We start from the raw sequence: 21650 nt of genomic DNA on the forward strand, positions 1-21650 counted from the left end.
GAATAATTCTCTCCATACCGTAAACCGGAGAGCTGTCGATGGATACCAACACACTGTCAGTAAAAGAAAAGATCGGCTATGGGATGGGCGACGCGGGATGCAACATCATCTTCGGCGCCATCATGCTGTTTGTTAACTATTTTTATACGGATATTTTTGGCCTCGCCCCTGCGCTGGTCGGCGTGCTGCTGCTTTCCGTGCGCGTGATTGACGCCGTAACGGACCCGATCATGGGCGCGATTGCTGACCGTACCCGCAGCAAATATGGCCGGTTTCGTCCATGGCTGCTGTGGATCGCCTTCCCCTACGCGCTGTTCAGCATTCTGATGTTCACCACGCCGGAGTGGAGCTATAACAGCAAAGTTATCTATGCGTTTGTCACCTACTTCCTGCTCTCTTTGACCTATACGGCCATCAACATTCCCTACTGCTCGCTGGGCGGGGTGATCACCAACGATCCAAAAGAGCGCGTGGCCTGCCAGTCGTATCGCTTCGTGCTGGTGGGCATCGCCACGCTGCTGCTCTCATTAACGCTGCTGCCGATGGCCGACTGGTTTGGCGGGGATAACAAAGCCAAAGGCTACCAGATGGCGATGACCGTCCTGGCGCTGATTGGGACCTGCATGTTCCTGTTCTGCTTCGCCACCGTGCGCGAGCGCGTGCGTCCGGCGGTACAGACCAACGACGAGCTGAAAAACGATCTCAAAGACGTGTGGAAGAACGACCAGTGGGTACGCATTCTGCTCCTGACCCTGTGCAACGTCTGCCCGGGCTTTATCCGCATGGCGGCCACCATGTATTACGTCACCTGGGTGATGGGCCAGAGCACCCATTTCGCCACGCTGTTTATCAGCCTGGGCGTGGTCGGCATGATGCTCGGCAGCGTGCTGGCAAAAGTGCTGACCGACCGCTGGTGTAAGCTCAAGGTCTTCTTCTGGACCAATATCGTTCTGGCGATTTTCTCAACCGCCTTTTATTTCTTCGACCCGAAAGCCACCGTCACCATCGTGGTGCTCTACTTCCTGCTGAACATCCTGCACCAGATCCCGTCTCCGCTGCACTGGTCGCTGATGGCCGACGTGGACGACTACGGCGAGTGGAAGACCGGTAAGCGCATCACGGGGATCAGCTTCTCCGGCAACATCTTCTTCCTGAAGCTGGGGCTGGCGATTGCCGGGTCGATGGTCGGCTTCCTGCTCTCCTGGTACGGTTATGACGCGGGCGCAAAAGCGCAGAGCGCGAACGCCATTAATGGGATCGTGCTGCTCTTTACCGTCATTCCCGGCATTGGATACTTGATTACCGCGAGCGTGGTGCGCCTGCTGAAAGTGGACCGCGAAACCATGAAGCAGATCCAGTCCGATCTGGAAAAGCGTCGCAATAACTACCGCGAGCTGAACGATTATCAGGAACTCAAAGTCGCTGAGACAAAATAAGGAAAGCCGAATGCAAACCTGGCCAAACCCGTTTATTGAACAACGCGCCGATCCGTACATTTTACGCCACGAGGGGCAGTACTATTTTATCGCCTCCGTGCCGGAGTACGACAGGCTGGCAATCCGCCGCGCAGAGTCTCTTGAAGGCTTACGTAATGCCGAAGAAGTGGTGGTCTGGCGCAAGCCCGACACCGGCCCGATGAGCCAGCTGATCTGGGCGCCGGAACTGCATCACATTGACGGGAAGTGGTACATCTATTTTGCTGCGACGCACACCCAGGCGCTCGACGCGCTCGGAATGTTCCAGCACCGTATGTTCGCCATTGAATGTGCCGACGGCGATCCGCTAACCGGCACGTGGGTGGAGAAAGGGCAAATCAAAACGCCTTTCGATACCTTCGCTCTGGACGCCACCACCTTTGTTCATCAGGGGAAACGCTGGTATCTGTGGGCGCAAAAAGCGCCGGACATCACCGGAAACTCCAATCTTTATCTCTGTGAAATGAAGAACCCCTGGACGCAGAAAGGCGAGCCGGTGATGCTCAGCAAGCCGGAGTATGACTGGGAGCGTCGCGGGTTTTGGGTCAACGAAGGCCCGGCGGTGCTGGTTCACGGCAATAAGCTGTTTATCAGCTACTCCGCCAGCGCGACCGACGAGAACTACTGCATGGGTCTACTGTGGATAGACCTGAATGCCGATCCGCAAAACCCGGCAAACTGGCACAAATCCCCGCGTCCGGTGTTCGTTACCAGCTATGAAAACCGCCAGTTCGGCCCGGGGCACAACAGCTTTACGCAAACGCCGGAAGGAGAAGATGTGCTGGTGTATCACGCGCGGAATTACACCGAAATTGAGGGCGACCCGCTGTACGATCCGAATCGCCATACTCGACTGAAGCTCGTCCGCTGGAATGAAAACGGGATGCCTGATTTCGGCATCCCGTCCGCGGATACGCTTTAGCCTTTGCGGCGCGCTGGCCTACACCAGCGTGCCGTAAATCGTCAGCAGCGCCACGATAACCACCACCACAAACGACGTTTTCTTCGCCATGGAGACAGCGGCCTTCGGCGTTTCAATCTTGTCGGTATGCGGCTCACGCGCCAGCGAGAACTGCGCCAGACGCGTTAGCACCTGGTACTGCGACGTATGGCGATCGGCAAGAGAAGCGAACCATGCGGGCAGCGCTTTTTCACCGTGACCAATTAACGCGTACACCACGCCTACCAGACGCACCGGGAGCCAGTCGAGCACGTGCAGGATGGCGTCAATACCGGACTGCAGGCGTTCATGCGGCGTCAGATAACGGGCAAGCCAGGTCTGCCAGGCGCGCAGGAACGCATATCCCATCAGCAGCACCGGCCCCAGCGGGCCACCCACTACAAACCAGAACAGCGGCGCAAGATAGTAACGGAAGTTAATCCACAGCAGCGCGTTTTGCAGCTCGCGCAGGAATTCGCGCTCGTCGCAGTCCGGCGGCACGCCGTGGATCATCGTCAGCTCGCTCGCCATGGCACCGCGCGCATGGGCATCGTCACGGGAGGCGGCTTTCAGGTATGCGTGATAGTGTAAACGCACCTTGCCTGCGCCAATGCATAGCACTCCAAGCAGGATCCACACCACCAGCAGCGGCACGTTGAAAAAGAGTCCGTACAGCGAGCGCAGGAGCAGGAACGTAATGACCATCACCCCTGCCATCATCAGCAGCGTGCGCAGCATGGAAAAATGTTTAATACGGCGGAATAACACCTCCAGCCGGTGATCCAGATGCCAGTGCTCGCCGAGCTTGAACAGGCGTTCAGCGATGATAACCAGCAGCATGGTAAACAACGTCATGGTATCTCCTTATTCTGACGACGCGGTGAGCATGGCGCGAAACCGGGGCCAGTCAAAGGCCGGGCCGGGATCGGTTTTTCTCTCCGGGGCAATATCACTGTGTCCCGTGATATTGTCGGCGATAGCCGGGTAGAGTCCAATAAGCGTGCGGGTCACTGCCGCTAGCCGTTGATACTGTGAATCGGTGTAGGGCGTAGTATCCGTGCCTTCCATTTCGATCCCGATAGAAAAATCGTTGCACCGTTCGCGCCCGTGATACATCGACACGCCGGCATGCCAGGCGCGCTTATCAAAGGGAACATACTGAACCACTTCACCATCGCGACGAATCAGGCAGTGAGCCGATACGTGCAGATGTGCAATTTCAGCAAAGAAGGGATGAGCATCGGGATCAATAGTTCCCGTGAATAACGCATCGATCCACGGGCCGCCAAATTCCCCCGGCGGGAGACTAATATTATGAACCACCAGCAGTGTGGGCTTTTCATCCTCCGGGCGGCAATCGTGGTGCGGCGAGGGCACGTGCCGCGCATCCACCAGCCATCCGTTTTCTAACAACATGCTGGAACTCCTTCTGTATGGTGCAATGACTCGGTTCAGAGTAGCATGTTTCAATATTATGATTCGTTACCAATTTGGAGTTTTATCATGCCGCCTCGCCGCTACAACCCCGACCACCGACGTGAAGCGCTTCTGGAACGTATTAATATGGATATTCCGGCAAGCGTCTCCCATGCTTTAAAAGAAGATCTGGGCGGTGACGTTAACGCTGATAAGGATATTACCGCACAATTGTTGCCAAAAGAGACGCGCTCGCACGCGGTCATTATCACCCGTGAAGACGGCGTTTTTTGCGGCAAGCGTTGGGTTGAAGAGGTCTTTACCCAGCTGGCGGGTGATGATGTGCAGATTATCTGGCACGTTGAAGACGGCGATGCAATTACGGCAAACCAGGCGCTGTTTGAACTGGACGGTCCTTCCCGCGTCTTGCTGACCGGCGAACGTACTGCGCTCAATTTTGTACAAACGCTCTCTGGCGTGGCCAGTGAAGTGCATCGCTACGTTGACCTGCTGGCCGGTACCCGCACCCAGCTGCTGGATACCCGCAAAACGCTGCCGGGCCTGCGTACCGCGCTGAAGTATGCGGTGCTCTGCGGCGGCGGCGCTAACCATCGCCTGGGCTTATCCGACGCCTTCCTCATTAAAGAGAACCACATTATTGCCTCTGGCTCCGTGCGTCAGGCGGTGGAGAAAGCCTTCTGGCTGCACCCGGATGTGCCTGTCGAGGTAGAAGTCGAAAGCCTGGAAGAGCTGGAGCAGGCGATTAAGGCCGGGGCCGATATCATCATGCTCGATAACTTCGAAACAGAGCAGATGCGCGAGGCGGTAAAACTGACTAACGGCCGGGCCCAGCTTGAAGTGTCCGGGAACGTCACTTTCGAAACGATCCGTGAATTCGCCGAAACCGGCGTGGATTACATTTCCGTCGGCGCGCTGACCAAACACGTTCGCGCCCTCGACCTCTCAATGCGCTTCAAATAACGCATTCTCCCCTCTCCACCCGGAGAGGGGAATTTCAGCCCCGCTCGCAGATCCACTGTTCTGCCCTGCAACACTGAAAAAATTCTCTGAAGCCTCCTTCCCGTTCCCTTTTTTGCCTCTCGTTTCTGCTCTTTCCCACTGACAAAGTAGCGCCACTTTGCATAAGGAGCAGATATGGACAGACAACAAGGATTCACACTCATTGAGCTGATGGTGGTCATTGGCATCATTGCGATTCTGAGCGCCATCGGCGTTCCCGCCTATCAGAACTACCTGCGCAAGGCGGCGCTGACCGATATGCTGCAAACCTTCGTTCCCTACCGTACGGCCATTGAGCTTTGCGCGCTGGATCACGGTGGCGTGGAGAGCTGCGATGCGGGCAGTAACGGTATCCCCTCTCCCACCACGACACGCTACGTTTCAGGAATGAGCGTGGCGAAAGGGACCGTGACCTTAACAGGACAGGAGAGTCTTAACGGGCTGGAAGTGGTCATGACGCCGCAGTGGAACGACGGTAACGGTATGACGGGCTGGACGCGCGACTGCAACATCAGTGCTGACAGCGCCCTGAAACAGGCCTGCGAAGATGTTTTCCGCTTCGACAATAACTGAGGAGCGGATAATGAATACCGATCAACTCGTGGCGCTTTGTCAGCGCCATCACGCTCTGCTGCTCACCAGCGACAGTGACATGGTCAGCATCGCCGTCGTGGGCAGCCCCGCGGCTGAACTCATGGAGGCGCTGCGCTTCGCGACCCAGAAACGGATTGATATTGAGTGCTGGAGCGCTGAGCGCATGGAAAAACACCGGCAGCTAACGTCACAATCGCATCTGCCCGTCGTTTCGCAAACACACTCGACGGTGGATATCCTCAACCACACGCTGCAGCAGGCAATCAGCCAGCGCGCCTCCGACATTCATATCGAACCGATGGAGCATGCATGCCAGATCCGTTTACGCATCGACGGGGTTCTTTGTCCCCAGCCTCCGCTTTCCGCCTCGCAGGCAAGCCTGTTCAGCGCTCGTTTAAAGGTGCTGGGTAATCTGGATATTGCTGAACGTCGTTTACCTCAGGACGGTCAGTTTACGATTGAGCTGGCAAACGCGCCGGTCTCGTTTCGGATCGCAACGCTTCCCTGCAACGGTGGTGAGAAAATTGTGCTGCGTCTGCTGCATCAGGTTCAGCAGGCTCTTGAGCCGAAAGCGCTTGGTATGAGCGCAGAACAACTGGCCTGTTTTAATGAGGTCCTCCACCAGCCGCAGGGGCTGATTCTGGTCACCGGCCCTACCGGCAGCGGCAAAACCGTGACGCTGTACAGCGCGCTGCAGGCGCGTAACACCCCCGACGTCAACATCTGTAGCGTAGAGGATCCCATTGAGATCCCCCTTGCGGGATTAAACCAGACGCAGATTAATCCCCGGGCGGGTTTAACATTCCAGAGCGTGCTGAGGGCGCTGCTGCGTCAAGATCCAGACATCATTATGGTCGGCGAAATCCGTGACGGCGAAACGGCAGAAATTGCCATTAATGCCGCTCAGACCGGTCATCTGGTGCTGTCAACGCTGCACACCAACTCAACGACGGAAACCCTGATTCGCCTGGAGCAGATGGGCGTTGCGCGCTGGATGATATCTTCCGCGCTGTCGATGGTGATTGCCCAGAGACTGGTCCGGCGTTTGTGTCCGCACTGTCGCCGGGAAGCCAGCGAGCATGCTGAATTACCGCGCGCCGTATGGTCCAGACCGCTTCCACGCTGGCAGCCCACCGGCTGCGATCGCTGTTATCACGGTTTTTATGGCCGCGTGGCCATTTTTGAAGTGCTGGCGATCGACAATGCCCTGCGTCAGGCCATTGCCAGCGGGGCGGGAATCGAAGTGATAGAGGCGAGTGCCCGGCAGGCGGGAATGATTTCTCTTTTTGAGCACGGCTGCATGGCCGTAGAACAAGGGCTGACCACGATCGAAGAGCTGGTGCGCGTGCTGGGAATGCCGGATGGCTGCTAATCAGCTCTGGCGCTGGCGAGCGCTCACCAAAGAAGGAGAACCCCGAAGCGGAACACTCTGGGCCATAGACCGCACTGCCGCCTTCACCAGGCTGATGCGTAGCGATCTCCATCCTCTGGCGCTGACCCGATGCGCTCAGCGACACCGCTGGCAGCCGCATCACTGCTGCGAGATGTTTCGCCAGCTCGCAACGCTTCTGCAGGCGGGGCTGACGTTGTCCCACAGCCTGCAGATGCTGGCAGAGCAACATCCGTTAAAACCGTGGCAGGCGCTGCTGCAAAGCATTGCCGATGAGCTCAGTGAGGGCTCCCCCTTTTCTGAGTCGCTAAAAAAGTGGCCAGCGGTGTTTAGCCCGCTGCATGTCTCGATGGTGAAAACCGGTGAGCTCACAGGGAAACTGGAGGAGTGCTGCCGCCAGCTCGCGCAGCAGCAAAAAGCGCAGCAGCAGCTCAGAGATAAGGTGAAAAAGGCCCTGCGCTATCCGGCGATCGTCCTGACGCTGGCCGTACTCGTGGTGCTGGCGATGGTCATTCTGGTCTTGCCCGAGTTTGCCGCGATCTACAAAACGTTTAACACGCCGCTCCCGATGCTGACGCAAATGGTCATGGGGATGGCCGCATTTATCCAGTCCTATGCCCTCGCGTTGTTCGCCGCGTTATTAACGCCCTTAGCCGCCGCCTGGGCACTGCGGAAGAACCCTCGCTGGCAGCGCATGCTGATGCACATGCCCGTGATGGGCGCGCTGGCAAAAGGCCAAAAACTGGGACACATCTTTACCGTGCTGTCACTCACGCAGCAGGCAGGGATCCCCTTTTTACAGGGTCTGGAGAGCGCAGAGGAGACCGTTGAAAGTTGTTACTGGCGGGGGATACTCCACAGCGTTCGGGAGGACATTGAAAAAGGTCTCCCCGTCTGGTCATCCTTTCAGAAAGCGGCCATCTTTACCCCGCTGTGTATTCAGCTTTTACGAACCGGTGAAATGTCAGGTGCGCTGGACATCATGCTGGCAAATCTCGCCCGGCACCACACGGAACAGACCTTTCAACGGGCAGATCATCTGGCGGCACTTCTCGAGCCAGTGCTTCTGATTGTGACAGGGGTCATCATCGGCACGCTGGTAGTGGCAATGTATCTGCCGATTTTCCATCTGGGGGATGCGATGAGCGCGGGATAGTGCTGAACAGCGCTGGCGCACGGGCATGCGCCAGCAGAAGCCATTACAGGCTGTTGAATACGCGGTTTTCCTGTTCCTGAACGCGAATAAACGTCGTACGTTTAGTCAGCTCTTTCAGGCGGGATGCCCCAACGTAGGTGCAGGCCGAGCGCAGGCCGCCGAGGATATCGCGCGCGGTGTATTCAACCGGGCCACGCAGAGGCAGCTTCACGGTTTTACCTTCCGCCGCACGGTATTTTGCCACGCCACCGACGTGACGGGTCATCGCGGATTCAGAGCTCATGCCGTAGAACAGCATAAATTTCTCGCCGTTCTCTTCAACAACGGTACCACCGCTCTCTTCGTGGCCTGCCAGCATACCGCCGAGCATCACGAAGTCGGCGCCGCCGCCGAAGGCTTTCGCAACGTCGCCCGGCATGGTACAGCCGCCATCACTGATGATCTGACCGCCCAGACCGTGCGCCGCATCGGCGCATTCAATGACGGCGGAAAGCTGCGGATAACCGACGCCGGTTTTGACGCGGGTCGTGCACACGGAGCCCGGGCCAATACCCACTTTCACGATATCTGCACCGGAAAGGATCAGCTCTTCACACATTTCACCGGTCACCACGTTGCCCGCGATGATGGTTTTCGTCGGCCAGGCCTCACGCGCCTTGCTGACGAACTGCACGAAGTGCTCGGAGTAACCGTTCGCAACGTCAATACAAACGAAGTTGAGCGCCGGGTTAGCGTTCAGGATCTGTTTCGTCTTCTCGAAATCCGCATCGGAGGTCCCGGTAGAAACCATCACATGCTTCACCACGTCAGCAGACGCGGACGCAACAAACGCATTCCACTCTTCAGGGCTGTAATGTTTGTGCACGGCGGTAAGAATGTCGAACTGTGCCAGGGCAGTTGCCATCTCAAAGGTTCCCACAGTATCCATGTTGGCGGCGATGATCGGCACGCCAGACCAGGTCTGACCGGAATGCTTAAAGGTGAACTGACGTTCGAGTTCAACGTCTGAGCGACTTTTCAGTGTAGAGCGTTTAGGGCGGATAAGAACGTCTTTGAAACCTAACTTCAGATCTTCTTCGATACGCATGTGCGGATTCCTGGGGTTAGAGGCAAATATGTTAAAAGCACAACTCCAGTGACGTTATCATACGCACTAATACCTGCTCCGCAAGACTGCGAAATTCTCTTTTTTTACGCTACAATCCTATAAATTTACCTGGTAAAAAGCCGGTAAACAGGACCAAACAGTTGCTGGCGCACCTAAGAGTTTTAATCAACTGATTTTAATAATGAATAATTCCCAGGATTTGAATTAATGGGGTATATCGTCGCATTAACCGGCGGCATCGGTAGTGGCAAAAGTACCGTTGCGGACGCGTTCTCTCGTTTGGGTATCACGATTATTGATGCCGATATCATTGCCCGCCAGGTGGTAGAGCCCAATACACCCGCGCTAAAGTTCATCGCAGAACATTTTGGTCAGACAGTCATCAATGCCGATGGCACACTAAATCGCCGTCAGCTTCGCGAATGCATTTTTTCTGATTCTGCGGAAAAAGCCTGGCTTAATGCCCTGCTCCACCCCATCATCCACCAGGAAACTCAGCGTCAGATAGCCGCAGCCCGCTCGCCCTATGTCCTGTGGGTAGTTCCGCTACTGGTTGAAAATCATCTGCAGAAGAAAGCCGATCGGGTTCTGGTGATAGATGTCGCACCCGAAACGCAAATCCAGAGAACCATGGCGCGCGATCGCGTCTCGCGGGAGCATGCTGAACAAATTCTTGCCGCTCAGGCTACGCGCGCTCAGCGCCTTGCCGTGGCGGATGATGTTATTGATAATAACGGCGCACCAGATGCCATTGCATCGGATGTTGCCCGTCTGCACGCGCAGTATCTGACGTTCGCCGCGCAGGCCGTTGCACAGGAAAAACCATAATGTCGACACACATCCTTTTTGAGCATCCGCTCAACGAAAAAATGCGCACCTGGCTGCGCATCGAATTCCTTATTCAACAACTTTCACAACATCTGCCAGTTAACGATCATGCCACGGCGTTGCACTTCTTCCGCAACGTAGGCGATCTGCTGGATGTGATTGAACGCGGCGATGTCCGCACAGAATTACTCAAAGAGCTGGAGCGCCAGCAGCGTAAATTGCAGGCATGGACAGAGGTGCCCGGCGTAGATCAGAGCCGTATCGACGCACTCCGCCAGCAGTTGAAAAGCAGCAGTGCCGTCCTGATGGCCGCGCCGCGCGTCGGGCAGTTTTTGCGTGAAGACCGCCTGATTGGCCTGGTGCGCCAGCGTCTGAGCATTCCTGGCGGCTGCTGCAGCTTCGACCTGCCGACGCTGCATATGTGGCTACATATGCCACAGGCGCAGCGTGACGCACAGGTGAACAGCTGGCTGGCAAGCCTGGAGCCAATGCACCAGACGCTGTCGCTGATCCTCGATCTGATCCGTAACTCTGCGCCATTCCGCAAGCAAACCAGCCTGAATGGTTTCTTCCAGGATAACGGTGATGATGCCGATCTTCTGCGTCTCAATCTGTCTCTCGGCGAACAGCTTTACCCACAGATTTCCGGGCATAAGAGCCGCTTTGCGATTCGCTTTATGCCGCTGGACAGTGAAAATGGCACCGTGCCGGAACGTCTCGATTTTGAACTGGCCTGTTGTTAAGGAGTGCCGATGTCTGATGTCACCACCGTAAGCTGCCCAACCTGTGGCAAAACCGTTGTCTGGGGCGAAGTCAGTCCGTTCCGCCCATTCTGCTGCAAGCGCTGTCAGCTCATTGACCTGGGCGAATGGGCGGCGGAAGAGAAACGCATTCCAAGCGAAGGCGATCTCTCGGACAGCGATGACTGGAGCGAAACCCAGCAGTAATCTGTAAAGCCTGCTGGCGCTTCGCCTGGCAGGCCTATGGTTGTGCGACTAACCGCAGGATCACGGGCTCATTAGCTGGCGGGAATTTTTCGGCATCACTTGCCTGAAGTTCCACCCAGTTACCCGGCTGTCCCTCTTTTCCCCAGGGTTCACCTTCCCAGTTTTCCACCAGCCAGAACCACAGCGTGATGTGCCTGTCAGGAAACTGGTACTCAAGCTTATCAAACAGCGTTGCGCCAAGCGGCGTGATCCCCACCTCTTCCTGAAGCTCCCGAACCAGCGCCTCTTCCGGCGTTTCACCTGACTCGATTTTACCGCCCGGAAACTCCCACTTGTTCGCCATATGGGCGTCGGCAGCGCGCTGGGTGATAAAGATTTGGTTTTGCGGGTTGCGAATAATCCCGACGGCAATTTGCAGTATTTTCATATTGTCACTTTCATAAAAAAGGCGCAGATTTCTGCGCCTTTTTGTTTTTTTATGAACTTAGCTCAGACGGCCGTGGCACGCCTTGTACTTTTTACCGGAACCACACGGGCACGGATCGTTACGACCCACTTTACGATCGCCGGTCTGCGCGGCGATCGCCGCTGCGGCTTCGCTGTCGTCGGTCTGATGACTCAGCTGCTGCATCTGTGCCAGACGCTCGGCTTCTTCACGACGCTGCTGCTCCATCGCTTCCACTTCTTCCGGCATACGCACCTGAACCTTGCTCAGGGTGCTGATCACTTCATACTTCAGTGACTCCAGCATAGAGGCAAACATGGAGAAGGATTCACGCTTGTATTCCTGCTTCGGATCTTTCTGCGCATAGCCACGCAGGTGGATACCCTGACGCAGGTAGTCCATCGCCGCCAGGTGCTCTTTCCACAGGGAGTCCAGCGTCTGCAGCATCACGCCTTTTTCGAAGTGACGCATCATTTCAGCGCCAACAACCTCTTCCTTACGCTTGTAGACGTCCAGCGCGGTTTCAAAGATACGTTCACGAAGGGTCTCTTCGTGCAGCTCAGGCTCTTTATCCAGCCACTCTTTGATTGGCAGATCGAGGTCAAAGTCATTTTTCAGACGTTCCTGCAGGCCTTCGATATCCCACATCTCTTCCAGAGACTGCGGTGGAATATGCGCGTCGATGGTGGCTTTAAACACGTCTTCACGAATGCTGTTGATGGTTTCGCTCACGTCGGACACGTCCAGCAGTTCGTTACGCTGGGTGTAGATCGCACGACGCTGATCGTTAGCCACATCATCATATTCCAGCAGCTGCTTACGAATATCAAAGTTGCGGCTTTCCACTTTACGCTGTGCGTTAGCGATCGCTTTAGTCACCCACGGGTGCTCGATGGCTTCGCCTGGCTTCATCCCCAGCTTACGCATCATGCCGGACACGCGGTCGGAGGCGAAAATACGCATCAGCGCATCTTCCATAGACAGGTAGAAGCGGGATGAACCGGCATCACCCTGACGACCCGCACGGCCACGCAGCTGGTTATCGATACGACGAGACTCGTGACGCTCTGTACCGATGATGTGCAGACCGCCGGACGCCAGAACGGCATCATGACGAACCTGCCAGTCGGCTTTGATCTGGGCAATCTGTTCTGGCGTTGGGTTTTCCAGCTCCGCCACTTCAGCCTGCCAGCTACCACCCAGCATAATATCGGTACCACGACCCGCCATGTTGGTGGCGATGGTTACGGCAGCCGGATAACCCGCCTGCGCAACAATGTCCGCTTCTTTGGCGTGGAATTTGGCGTTCAGAACGTTGTGTTTGATACCCGCTTTAGTCAGCTCGTGAGAAACCACTTCGGATTTCTCGATGGAGATGGTCCCCACCAGAACCGGCTGACCATTCGCAGTACGGTCGCGAATATCTTCGATGATCGCCTGAATTTTTTCCGCTTCGGTCATGTACACCAGGTCCGGCATATCCTTACGGATCATTGGACGGTTGGTTGGAACGACCACGGTATCCAGCTTGTAGATGGAGCTGAATTCAAACGCTTCGGTATCAGCAGTACCGGTCATCCCTGCCAGCTTCTCATACAGACGGAAGTAGTTCTGGAAGGTGATAGACGCCAGCGTCTGGTTTTCATTCTGAATATCCACACCTTCTTTGGCTTCCACAGCCTGGTGCAGACCGTCAGACCAGCGACGTCCCTGCATGGTACGGCCGGTGTGTTCATCGACGATGATCACTTCGCCGTCTTTAACGATGTAATCGACGTCGCGGGTGAACAGCGCGTGGGCGCGCAGTGCAGCGGTCACGTGGTGCATCAGCATGATATTGCTCGGAGAGTACAGGGACTCGCCCTCTTCCATGATGCCTTCAGCGACCAGCAGCTCTTCAATTTTCACCAGACCACGCTCGGTCAGGTTCACCTGGCGCGCTTTTTCATCTACGGAGAAGTGGCCTTCACCCTGGAAGGTATCCGAGTCCTCTTTCTCCTGACGCAGCAGGTGTGGAATGATTTTGTCGACTTTACGGTACATCTCGGAGCTGTCTTCAGCCGGGCCGGAGATGATCAGCGGAGTACGCGCTTCATCGATCAGGATGGAGTCAACCTCATCCACCAGCGCATAGTGCAGTTTACGCTGGACGCGCTCTTCCGGGCTGAACGCCATGTTGTCACGCAGGTAGTCGAAGCCGTATTCGTTGTTGGTGCCGTAGGTGATGTCCGCGTTATATGCTTCGCGCTTGGCTGGCGCAGGCAGGCCGGACATGTTGATACCGACGGTCATACCGAGGAATTCGAACAGTGGGCGGTTGTTTTCGGCGTCACGCTGCGCCAGATAGTCGTTGACGGTAACGACGTGAACGCCTTTACCGGTCAGCGCGTTCAGGTAAGCCGGCAGCGTTGCGGTCAGGGTTTTACCTTCACCGGTACGCATTTCCGCGATGCAGCGCTCGTTGAGCACCATACCACCCAGTAGCTGGACGTCGAAGTGGCGCATGCCGAATACGCGCTTACTCGCTTCGCGCACGACAGCAAACGCTTCCGGGATCAGGCTTTCTAAGGTTTCACCTTTTTCCAGACGAGCGCGGAATTCCGCCGTTTTCGCTTTCAGCTCGTCATCAGAGAGCTTCTCCATCGCCGGTTCCATACCGTTGATGACGGCAACAGCTTTGCGCATACGGCGCAGGGTACGATCGTTACGACTACCAAAAACTTTAGTTAACAATTTGATTAGCATAATAAATTCTCAAACGCCCCAGTATGGGCAGATAAATTAAGGTATTGAAAAAGTTAATTTAGCTGAGGCGCTGCGGCCCGGCGCGAATGCCGTGGGCCTGGCTAATCCAGGTTGAAACAGAGAATGAAACAGGTGAAACAAACGCACGCTGCGTTGTCTGACGAACCATGACCGGCGGCTGGCTGTCCTGCGTAAGCAGCGCGTTGAGCGTGTCCAGCAGGGCAAGATGCTGAGCCTGCACCGGCAGCGCCTCTTCCGCAACAGGCATGGCCTGCGGTGCCATCGCGAAGGACAGATGGCGGATAACCGTGCGGATAGCGTGCTGGTGCCAGTAATCGACGGAGAAGTTTGGGCGGCGGTTGGCTTCAAGCCACGCAAGGTTAGTGAAGTTAACCCGCGAGTTGAGATCGTGTTTGGTGGTGGAGGTTTTTGCGGGCGTCGCCGCTTCGGCACTGTTGCTGAGCGCAGGCAAGCCGAAACTCGCCGCGACCATCCCTAATAAGAGATGCGGCCAGAAGTAACGTCTGCCAAATTGTCGCCAGCGCGTCAGTATTCCGCTCACCTGCTCCACCTAATAAGCCAGCCTTGCAGAGGCTGAGTTCAGTTATTCTTTTTAGCGCCCAGATAGTACCACTAAAGCCAATATACATCAGCAGGAATGAGGTGCCGCCGCGGGGAAAAACGGTCAAGAATGCAGCTAACGCACACATTTTCTGCGTAAGACAAACGAGAGATAACGCTGGGGCAAACTAAGAAGGGTAAAAATAAAAACGACTGGTCTCCCTGGTCGGAGAGAGTACCAGGTTAACCAGTCGATTTTTTACGAAACGGCGTGAACCGTTACGCCAGAACCATGTTTGGCGCTTTGAAAGCCAGCGGCAGTTCTGCTTCGTCTTCGAAGGTCACATATTCCCAGGCTTCCTGTTTTGCCAGGACGGCCTGCAACAGTTTGTTGTTCAGCGCATGACCGGATTTGAACGCGGTAAATGCACCAATGATGTTGTGACCACACATGAACAGGTCGCCGATAGCATCCAGCATTTTGTGACGAACGAATTCATCTTCGAAACGCAGGCCGTCTTCGTTCAGTACGCGATAATCGTCAACAACGATGGCACAATCGAAGCTGCCGCCCAGGCACAGGCCGCGGGACTGCAGATATTCGATATCACGCATGAAGCCAAATGTACGGGCTCGGCTGATCTGGCGCATAAACGCATCAGCAGAGAAGTTCATCGCATAGCGTTGGGTGCTGGAATCAATCGCCGGATGGTTAAAGTCGATGGTAAAGTCCAACGAGAAACCATTGTACGGTTTGAATTCAGCCCACTTGTCGCCATCTTCGACGCGAACGGTCTCTTTGATGCGTACAAATTTCTTCGCGCAGTTCAGTTCTTCGATGCCGGCATCCAGCAACAGATAGACGAACGGTGCAGCACTGCCATCCATAATCGGGATTTCTGGCGCATCGACTTCAACAATAATGTTATCGATACCCAGACCCGCCAGGGCGGCGTTCAGGTGCTCTACGGTAGAAATCCGCACGTCATGCTCGTTCACCAGACAAGTACAGAGCATAGTATCACGCACAGATTTGGCATCGGCCGGAAAATCTACCGGTGGATTCAAGTCGGTGCGACGATAGATGACCCCGGTATTGGCCGGCGCAGGGCGTAACGTCAGCGTGACTTTCTTGCCGGTATGTAAACCGACACCAGTCGCCTGAACGATACGTTTAAGTGTCCTTTGTTTGATCATCGTATAATCTCGCCAAATTAACTATCCAACCGAGAGTGTATATCACTAACGGTGGGCCAGTTTAGCACAAAGAGCGCAAATCCCCAAATTCCAGCCAATTCTTAGTCAGCTTGCTTACGCAGGAACGCCGGGATATCCAGATAATCTGGCTCTTTCGCCGTTTGAGGCGTTGGGTCGTTCACCACTTTCGCGGCCGGTTTCTGCTCCTGAGTCAGAGGAGACATACCGTGCTGCTGGTAACGATCCATCACCGGTTGCTGAGTCTGCTTGTTAGTCACCAGAGTGATTTCTGGGCGCTTGTCCATACCGATACCGGTCGCAACAACGGTAACACGCAGCTCGTCGTTCATTTCAGGGTCAAGAGAAGTACCGATTACCACGGTAGCGTTGTCAGAGGCGAACGCACGGATAGTGTTACCCACGGTTTCGAACTCATCCAGACGCAGGTCAAAGCCAGCGGTAATGTTGACCAGCACGCCGCGCGCACCAGACAGATCGATATCTTCCAGCAGTGGAGAAGAGATAGCCATTTCAGCCGCTTCTTCTGCACGGTCTTCGCCGCTCGCCACGCCAGAGCCCATCATCGCGTAGCCCATTTCGGACATCACGGTGCGAACGTCTGCAAAGTCAACGTTCATCAGGCCAGGACGGGTAATCAGTTCAGCGATACCCTGAACCGCGCCTTTCAGCACGTCGTTTGCTGCACCGAATGCGTCCAGCAGGGAAATACCGCGACCCAGAACTTTCAACAGTTTGTCGTTCGGGATGGTGATCAGCGAGTCCACATGCTTGGACAGCTCGGTGATACCCTGCTCCGCGAAGGCCATACGCTTCTTGCCTTCAAAGTTGAAAGGCTTGGTCACGACAGCAACGGTCAGGATACCTAAATCTTTTGCCACTTCAGCCACAACAGGTGCTGCGCCGGTACCGGTACCGCCACCCATGCCTGCTGCGATGAAGACCATGTCCGCACCTTCCAGTGCAGCGCGCAGCGCTTCACGATCTTCTTCAGCCGCATTACGCCCGACTTCCGGGTTAGCCCCTGCTCCCAGCCCTTTGGTGATACCACCGCCGATCTGGATAGTCTGGCCTACAGCCGTCTTACGCAGTGCCTGCGCATCGGTGTTAACTGCGAAGAATTCAACACCTTCAATGCGTTCACGCACCATATGCTCTACGGCGTTACCGCCGCCGCCACCGACGCCGATGACTTTAATCACCGCGTCGTTGGTCAGTTCCATAGGTTCAAACATAATTTCTCTCTCCGTTGTGCCTGTCGCCCGAGACCGCTAATTCTCTCCGGTCTCTTAAAAAAATTAAAACTCTTTTCGCAACCAGTTGTTCAGTCGTTTGACCCACGACCCCACTGAGACGCGTTTTTCCACTTCTGCTTCACCACTGAGATGAGATTCCTTCCCGTAGTGGAGCAGGCCCACAGCCGTTGAATAATACGGCTCCTGAGCATAATCCGTTAAACCAGTGATATTCAGCGGCGCACCTATACGAACCTGCGTATGGAACACCCGCTGAGCACAGGCCGCAAGACCTTCAATTTGCGCTGCACCGCCGGTTAATACAATCCCCGCCGCAAGATGATGTTTAACGCCCTGCTGACGAAGCTGTTCCTGTAACTGTAAAATCTCTTCGTTGACCAGGTTGAGCAGCTCGGTATAGCGCGGCTCAATGACCTCTGCCAACGTCTGGCGCTGCAGGCTACGCGGTGGACGACCACCGACGCTCGGCACTTCAACGCTCTCATCTTTGCCAACGATAGACCCCAGCGCACAGCCGTGGCGCACTTTAATCGCTTCTGCATCGCTCGGCGGCGTACCAAAAGCGTAAGCAATATCGCTGGTTACAACGTTCCCGGCATAAGGGATCACTTTCGTGTGGCGCAACGCACCGCCGGTATACACGGCGATATCCATTGTACCACCACCAATATCGACCACACAGACACCCAGTTCACGTTCATCTTCGGTCAGCACGGAATAACTGGCCGCCAGACCGGCGAAAATAAGTTGGTCAACTTTCAGGCCACAACGTTCAACGGCTTTTACAATGTTCTTCGCCATATCGTTGTGACATGTGATCAGGTGCACTTTTGCCTGCATACGTACGCCAGAAAGACCGACCGGGTTCTTGATCCCTTCCTGGTAGTCAATCGCATATTCCTGCGGAATGACATGCAGCACGCGATGTTCGTCGCGGACACGCACGGATTTCGCCGTGTGCACAACGTTTTCAACGTCTTCCTGCGTCACTTCTTCTTCGGAAATCGGCACCATACCGATTTCGTTCTGGCAGCTAATGTGCTTGCCAGAAAGGGCCAGATAGACAGAAGAAATCTGGCAATCTGCCATCAGTTCAGCCTGATCGATGGCGCGCTGAACGCATTTCACCACCGATTCAAGATCGTTTACCCCACCTTTATCCATACCACGGGACGGGCAACTGCCTACGCCAATGATATTGACCATACCGTCGGGCAGAACTTCCCCTACTAAAGCGGCAACCTTCGCGGTGCCAATCTCCAGTCCAACTACCAGTTTTCTGTCCGTCGCCTTGATCATTGTTGTTCTGCCTGTACCTGTGCCTGATTCTGTTGCTGATTAGGTTCCTCGACCGGAGCCGGTACCCAACCGACTGCTGCGCCTGAGTCATAGCGCAAATCAACGTAGCTTATCCGTTTGCCGTCAGTCTGTGCCTGCTGCTGTAAAACCGGGTAAAGTTCGACAAAACGCGCCAGACGCTTCATTGTGTCGCCGCGTCCCAGGTTGAGCTTAATGCCGTTTGTTAACGTCAGCTGCCAGGAACGGCGCGCCGTCATGGCTGCATCTTTTAACGTAAACCTGTCCTTCGCCAGCACCTGACCCATTTCGCGAAAACCCTGTAATACTTCGTTTTCGCTACCTTCCGGGCCATACAACATCGGTAAATTTTGCTTGTTGACACGATCGGCCGGGACGCTGAAGGAATTTCCGTCTGCGTCAACCATGTGCTGATCATTCCAACGCGCAATGGGCACATATTCAACCAGATGAATCTTCAATTCATCAGGCCATTGCTTTCTTACGCTCGCCTGTTTTATCCATGGCAGACGTTCTATCTGGCTCTGGATAATATTGACGTCCTGCGTCATAAAGGTGCCAGGTGAGCCCAGTGCCAGTATTGACTGGCGAATATCGTCGTTACGCGTGTAGTGACGCTCACCGGTGACCACCAGCTTAGAAAGCGGCAACCGCTGCGCATCTTCCATCCAGCCCAGGACCATCCAGCCGCTGATAAACACGGTGCACAGCACCCCGAGCAGGAAAATGATGCCTGCAAGACGCGTTCCATTACTGCGGCGTGAAGAGGCGTATTCGTCCTCGTCATCGCGGTTGCGCGTGTTCAATGCAGCCTGAGACATATCAGCCCGCCTGGTCCAGAATGCGTACGACTAACTGCGAGAAGCTCATCCCCGCCTGACGCGCGGCCATCGGCACAAGGCTGTGGCTGGTCATTCCCGGAGAGGTATTCGCTTCCAGCAGATAAAATTGTCCATCGCTGTCCTGCATCACGTCGATGCGTCCCCAGCCACGGCAACCCAGAACATGCCAGGCTTTAAGCACCAGGGACTGTAAATCGGCTTCACGCTCAGCTTCAAGACCACAAGGGCAGAAATATTGCGTCTCATCAGAGAGATACTTCGCCTCATAATCATAGAAGGTTCCGGCCGGTTGGATACGGATTGACGGTAAAATTTCTTCGCCAAGCATCGCGACGGTAAATTCCGGCCCGCTGAGCCATTTTTCAATCAGAACTTCTTCATCATGTTGAAATGCCAGCGCTAAAGCGGACGAAAGATCTTCAGCTTTGTCGACTTTGGACATTCCCACGCTGGAGCCTTCCCGGCTGGGCTTTACAATAACCGGTAAGCCTAGCTCAGCAATGCGTGCATTAACGCTATCCGACAGGCCCAATTCAAATTCGCGACGCGTCAGTGCTACCCATGGCGCAACGGGTAACCCCGCGCCCTGCCACAGCAGCTTGCTGCGCAGTTTATCCATAGAGATAGCGGAAGCCATCACGCCGCTGCCGGTGTACGGCAGGCCGATCAGATCCAGAAGTCCCTGCAGGGTGCCGTCTTCACCGCCGCGACCATGCAAAGCGATAAAGACTTTATCGAAGCCCATGGCTGTTAATTGCGTCACGTCGACCTCTTTTGGGTCAACCAGGTGCGCATTGACGCCACCTTCGCGCAGGCCCGCCAGCACAGCCGCGCCGGAATTCAGGGAAACCTCGCGCTCGGCGGAGATGCCGCCAGACAGGACAGCAATCTTATCAGCCATGATGCTCATCCTCCTGGGTTTGCGGCTTCAGTTTGATTTCAGCTAAGGTACGGGCGATTTTGCCGATATTTCCCGCACCCTGAATCAGAATCAAATCGTTACCCGTCAGGACTGGTGCCAGAATTTCCGCCACCTGTGCAGGGTCAGAAACCAGAATAGGGTCAACTTTACCGCGTCCACGGATGGTACGACACAGGGAACGGCTGTCAGCACCCGGAATCGGCGTCTCGCCTGCAGCGTACACGTCCAGCATTAACAGGGTGTCTACCTGTGACAGGACGCTGGCGAAATCGTCGTACAGATCGCGCGTACGCGTGAAGCGGTGCGGCTGGAAGATCATCACCAGATTTTTGTCAGGCCAGCCTGCACGCGCGGCTTTAATGGTGGCGTCCACTTCGGTCGGATGGTGGCCGTAGTCGTCCACCAGCATCGCTGTACCGGCTTTACCGTTAACGGCGTCCAGCGGGAATTCACCGAGAAAGTCGAAACGACGGCCGGTGCCCTGGAAGCTTTCCAGCGCGCGCAGAATCGCATCATCATCAATGCCTTCTTCCGTCGCGACGGCCACTGCCGCTGCGGCATTGAGGGCATTATGGCGCCCTGGAGCATTCAGCGTGACGTGCAGCAGCTCTTTGTCCTGACGCGCCAGAGTGAAATGCCCCTGCGCACCAATCTGTTTGTACTCTTCCACGCGGACGTCAGCGTCTTCGCTGAAGCCGTAAGTGGTGATTTGACGACCCACGCGCGGCAGCAGCTCGCGGATCACCGGATCGTCAACGCACATCACCGCGCGTCCGTAGAAAGGCAGGTTGTGCAGGAAGTTGATGAAGGTCTGCTTTAAGTTCTCGAAGTCGCCCTGGTAGGTATCCATATGGTCAGCTTCGATGTTAGTGACAATCGCCACCATCGGCTGCAGGTGCAGGAACGACGCGTCGCTCTCATCCGCTTCAGCAATCAGGTAACGGCTGTGGCCCAGACGCGCATGTACGCCCGCTGCTTTGACCAGACCGCCGTTGACGAACGTCGGGTCGAGACCCGCTTCCGCATAAATACTGGAGACCATCGCCGTGGTCGTGGTTTTACCGTGGGTCCCGGCAATGGCGATGCCGTGACGGAAACGCATCAGTTCCGCCAGCATTTCTGCACGGCGGATCACCGGAATGCGCGCTTCGTGCGCGGCAACGATTTCCGGGTTGTCAGAGGAGATAGCGCTTGAGACCACCACCACGCTCGCATCGCGCACGTTTTCCGGGCGATGGTTGAAATAGATAGTCGCCCCAAGCGACGCCAGCTGCTGCGTTACAGGGTTTGGCGCCAGGTCAGACCCGCTTATCTGATAGCCTTCGTTAGCTAACACTTCGGCAATACCGCCCATGCCAGCACCACCGATGCCAACAAAGTGAATGTGCCGGACGCGACGCATCTCGGGCACGATTGAACGCAGTTTTGCCAGTTGTTGTGTATTCATTCTCTAAACGCCATCGACTACTTAAA

General features: G+C 55.6%; 21 protein-coding genes. 9 read left to right on the forward strand and 12 right to left on the reverse strand.

The genetic code is table 11. The annotated features are described in order from the left end of the window. Positions 1-38: 38 nt before the first annotated feature. Both ADJ24_RS00745 and ADJ24_RS00750 read left to right on the forward strand, forming a co-directional pair. Complete coding sequence (locus ADJ24_RS00745; RefSeq protein ID WP_023310415.1) at positions 39-1436, forward strand: glycoside-pentoside-hexuronide (GPH):cation symporter; 1398 nt, start codon at positions 39-41, stop codon at positions 1434-1436. A 10-nt stretch (positions 1437-1446) separates the two neighbouring features. Continuing rightward, a complete protein-coding gene (locus ADJ24_RS00750; protein WP_023310414.1) occupies positions 1447-2397 on the forward strand; it encodes a family 43 glycosylhydrolase in 951 nt (316 codons plus the stop codon). A gap of 18 nt (positions 2398-2415) precedes the next feature. On the opposite strand, the gene ampE is transcribed toward ADJ24_RS00750, so the two are convergent. Further along, the gene (gene ampE / locus ADJ24_RS00755; RefSeq protein WP_023310413.1) at positions 2416-3270 is read right to left on the reverse strand and encodes a beta-lactamase regulator AmpE; all 855 of its coding nucleotides are present in this window, start codon (positions 3268-3270) and stop codon (positions 2416-2418) included. A gap of 9 nt (positions 3271-3279) precedes the next feature. Next, on the reverse strand, positions 3280-3831 hold the full coding sequence (gene ampD / locus ADJ24_RS00760) for a 1,6-anhydro-N-acetylmuramyl-L-alanine amidase AmpD (RefSeq protein ID WP_023310412.1): 552 nt from the start codon (positions 3829-3831) through the stop codon (positions 3280-3282). Positions 3832-3918: 87 nt separating this feature from the next. On the opposite strand from ampD, the gene nadC reads away from it, so the two are divergent. The 4 genes from nadC to hofC all read left to right on the forward strand — a co-directional run bounded on the left by nadC (position 3919) and on the right by hofC (position 7991). Further along, entirely contained in the window at positions 3919-4812 is an 894-nt protein-coding gene (gene nadC, locus ADJ24_RS00765) for a carboxylating nicotinate-nucleotide diphosphorylase (RefSeq protein ID WP_023310411.1), read from the forward strand. Between the two features lie 174 nt (positions 4813-4986). After that, positions 4987-5424, forward strand: a complete 438-nt coding sequence (gene ppdD, locus ADJ24_RS00770) for a prepilin peptidase-dependent pilin (RefSeq protein ID WP_023310410.1) — start codon at positions 4987-4989, stop codon at positions 5422-5424. A 10-nt stretch (positions 5425-5434) separates the two neighbouring features. Further along, a complete protein-coding gene (gspE, locus tag ADJ24_RS00775) occupies positions 5435-6817 on the forward strand; it encodes a type II secretion system protein GspE (RefSeq protein ID WP_023310409.1) in 1383 nt (460 codons plus the stop codon). Beyond that, positions 6807-7991, forward strand: a complete 1185-nt coding sequence (hofC, locus tag ADJ24_RS00780; RefSeq protein ID WP_023310408.1) for a protein transport protein HofC — start codon at positions 6807-6809, stop codon at positions 7989-7991. The genes gspE and hofC overlap by 11 nt, the downstream gene beginning before the upstream one ends. Before the next feature lie 43 nt (positions 7992-8034). Here hofC and ADJ24_RS00785 read toward each other — a convergent pair whose 3' ends face one another. Next, on the reverse strand, positions 8035-9078 hold the full coding sequence (locus tag ADJ24_RS00785) for a GMP reductase (protein WP_023310407.1): 1044 nt from the start codon (positions 9076-9078) through the stop codon (positions 8035-8037). A 228-nt stretch (positions 9079-9306) separates the two neighbouring features. Between ADJ24_RS00785 and coaE the strand changes: the two genes are divergently transcribed. Genes coaE through yacG form a run of 3 tightly spaced genes read left to right on the forward strand, consistent with a single transcriptional unit; the run spans position 9307 to position 10874 of the window. Continuing rightward, entirely contained in the window at positions 9307-9927 is a 621-nt protein-coding gene (gene coaE / locus ADJ24_RS00790) for a dephospho-CoA kinase (RefSeq protein WP_023310406.1), read from the forward strand. Then, positions 9927-10670, forward strand: a complete 744-nt coding sequence (gene zapD / locus ADJ24_RS00795; protein ID WP_023310405.1) for a cell division protein ZapD — start codon at positions 9927-9929, stop codon at positions 10668-10670. Before coaE ends, zapD begins: the two co-directional genes overlap by 1 nt. A 9-nt stretch (positions 10671-10679) precedes the next feature. Beyond that, a complete protein-coding gene (yacG, locus tag ADJ24_RS00800; RefSeq protein ID WP_023310404.1) occupies positions 10680-10874 on the forward strand; it encodes a DNA gyrase inhibitor YacG in 195 nt (64 codons plus the stop codon). A 34-nt stretch (positions 10875-10908) separates the two neighbouring features. Here the strand turns inward: yacG and mutT are convergent, their stop codons facing one another. The 9 genes from mutT to murC form a co-directional block, all read right to left on the reverse strand. Next, positions 10909-11301, reverse strand: coding sequence for an 8-oxo-dGTP diphosphatase MutT (gene mutT / locus ADJ24_RS00805; protein ID WP_023310403.1), 393 nt, complete (start codon positions 11299-11301; stop codon positions 10909-10911). Between the two features lie 57 nt (positions 11302-11358). Beyond that, positions 11359-14064: a preprotein translocase subunit SecA gene (gene secA, locus ADJ24_RS00810; RefSeq protein ID WP_023310402.1), complete on the reverse strand. Its 2706-nt coding sequence runs from the start codon at positions 14062-14064 to the stop codon at positions 11359-11361. Positions 14065-14122: 58 nt separating this feature from the next. Beyond that, positions 14123-14626, reverse strand: coding sequence for a secA translation cis-regulator SecM (gene secM, locus ADJ24_RS00815; protein ID WP_023310401.1), 504 nt, complete (start codon positions 14624-14626; stop codon positions 14123-14125). A 278-nt stretch (positions 14627-14904) separates the two neighbouring features. After that, positions 14905-15822, reverse strand: coding sequence for a UDP-3-O-acyl-N-acetylglucosamine deacetylase (lpxC, locus tag ADJ24_RS00820; RefSeq protein WP_010426966.1), 918 nt, complete (start codon positions 15820-15822; stop codon positions 14905-14907). A gap of 101 nt (positions 15823-15923) precedes the next feature. Continuing rightward, a complete protein-coding gene (gene ftsZ, locus ADJ24_RS00825; protein WP_008501978.1) occupies positions 15924-17075 on the reverse strand; it encodes a cell division protein FtsZ in 1152 nt (383 codons plus the stop codon). Positions 17076-17138: 63 nt separating this feature from the next. After that, complete coding sequence (gene ftsA / locus ADJ24_RS00830) at positions 17139-18395, reverse strand: cell division protein FtsA (RefSeq protein WP_023334508.1); 1257 nt, start codon at positions 18393-18395, stop codon at positions 17139-17141. Beyond that, on the reverse strand, positions 18392-19234 hold the full coding sequence (gene ftsQ, locus ADJ24_RS00835; RefSeq protein WP_023310399.1) for a cell division protein FtsQ: 843 nt from the start codon (positions 19232-19234) through the stop codon (positions 18392-18394). Before ftsQ ends, ftsA begins: the two co-directional genes overlap by 4 nt. A gap of 1 nt (position 19235) precedes the next feature. Further along, positions 19236-20156 carry a D-alanine--D-alanine ligase gene (locus ADJ24_RS00840; RefSeq protein ID WP_023310398.1) on the reverse strand — a complete coding sequence of 307 codons (921 nt, stop codon included), beginning with the start codon at positions 20154-20156 and terminating at the stop codon, positions 19236-19238. Further along, positions 20149-21624: a UDP-N-acetylmuramate--L-alanine ligase gene (gene murC / locus ADJ24_RS00845; protein WP_023310397.1), complete on the reverse strand. Its 1476-nt coding sequence runs from the start codon at positions 21622-21624 to the stop codon at positions 20149-20151. Before murC ends, ADJ24_RS00840 begins: the two co-directional genes overlap by 8 nt. Between the last annotated feature and the right edge of the window lie 26 nt (positions 21625-21650).

This window comes from Enterobacter sp. 940_PEND, from assembly GCF_001059415.1.
GTDB lineage: Bacteria > Pseudomonadota > Gammaproteobacteria > Enterobacterales > Enterobacteriaceae > Enterobacter > Enterobacter cloacae_M.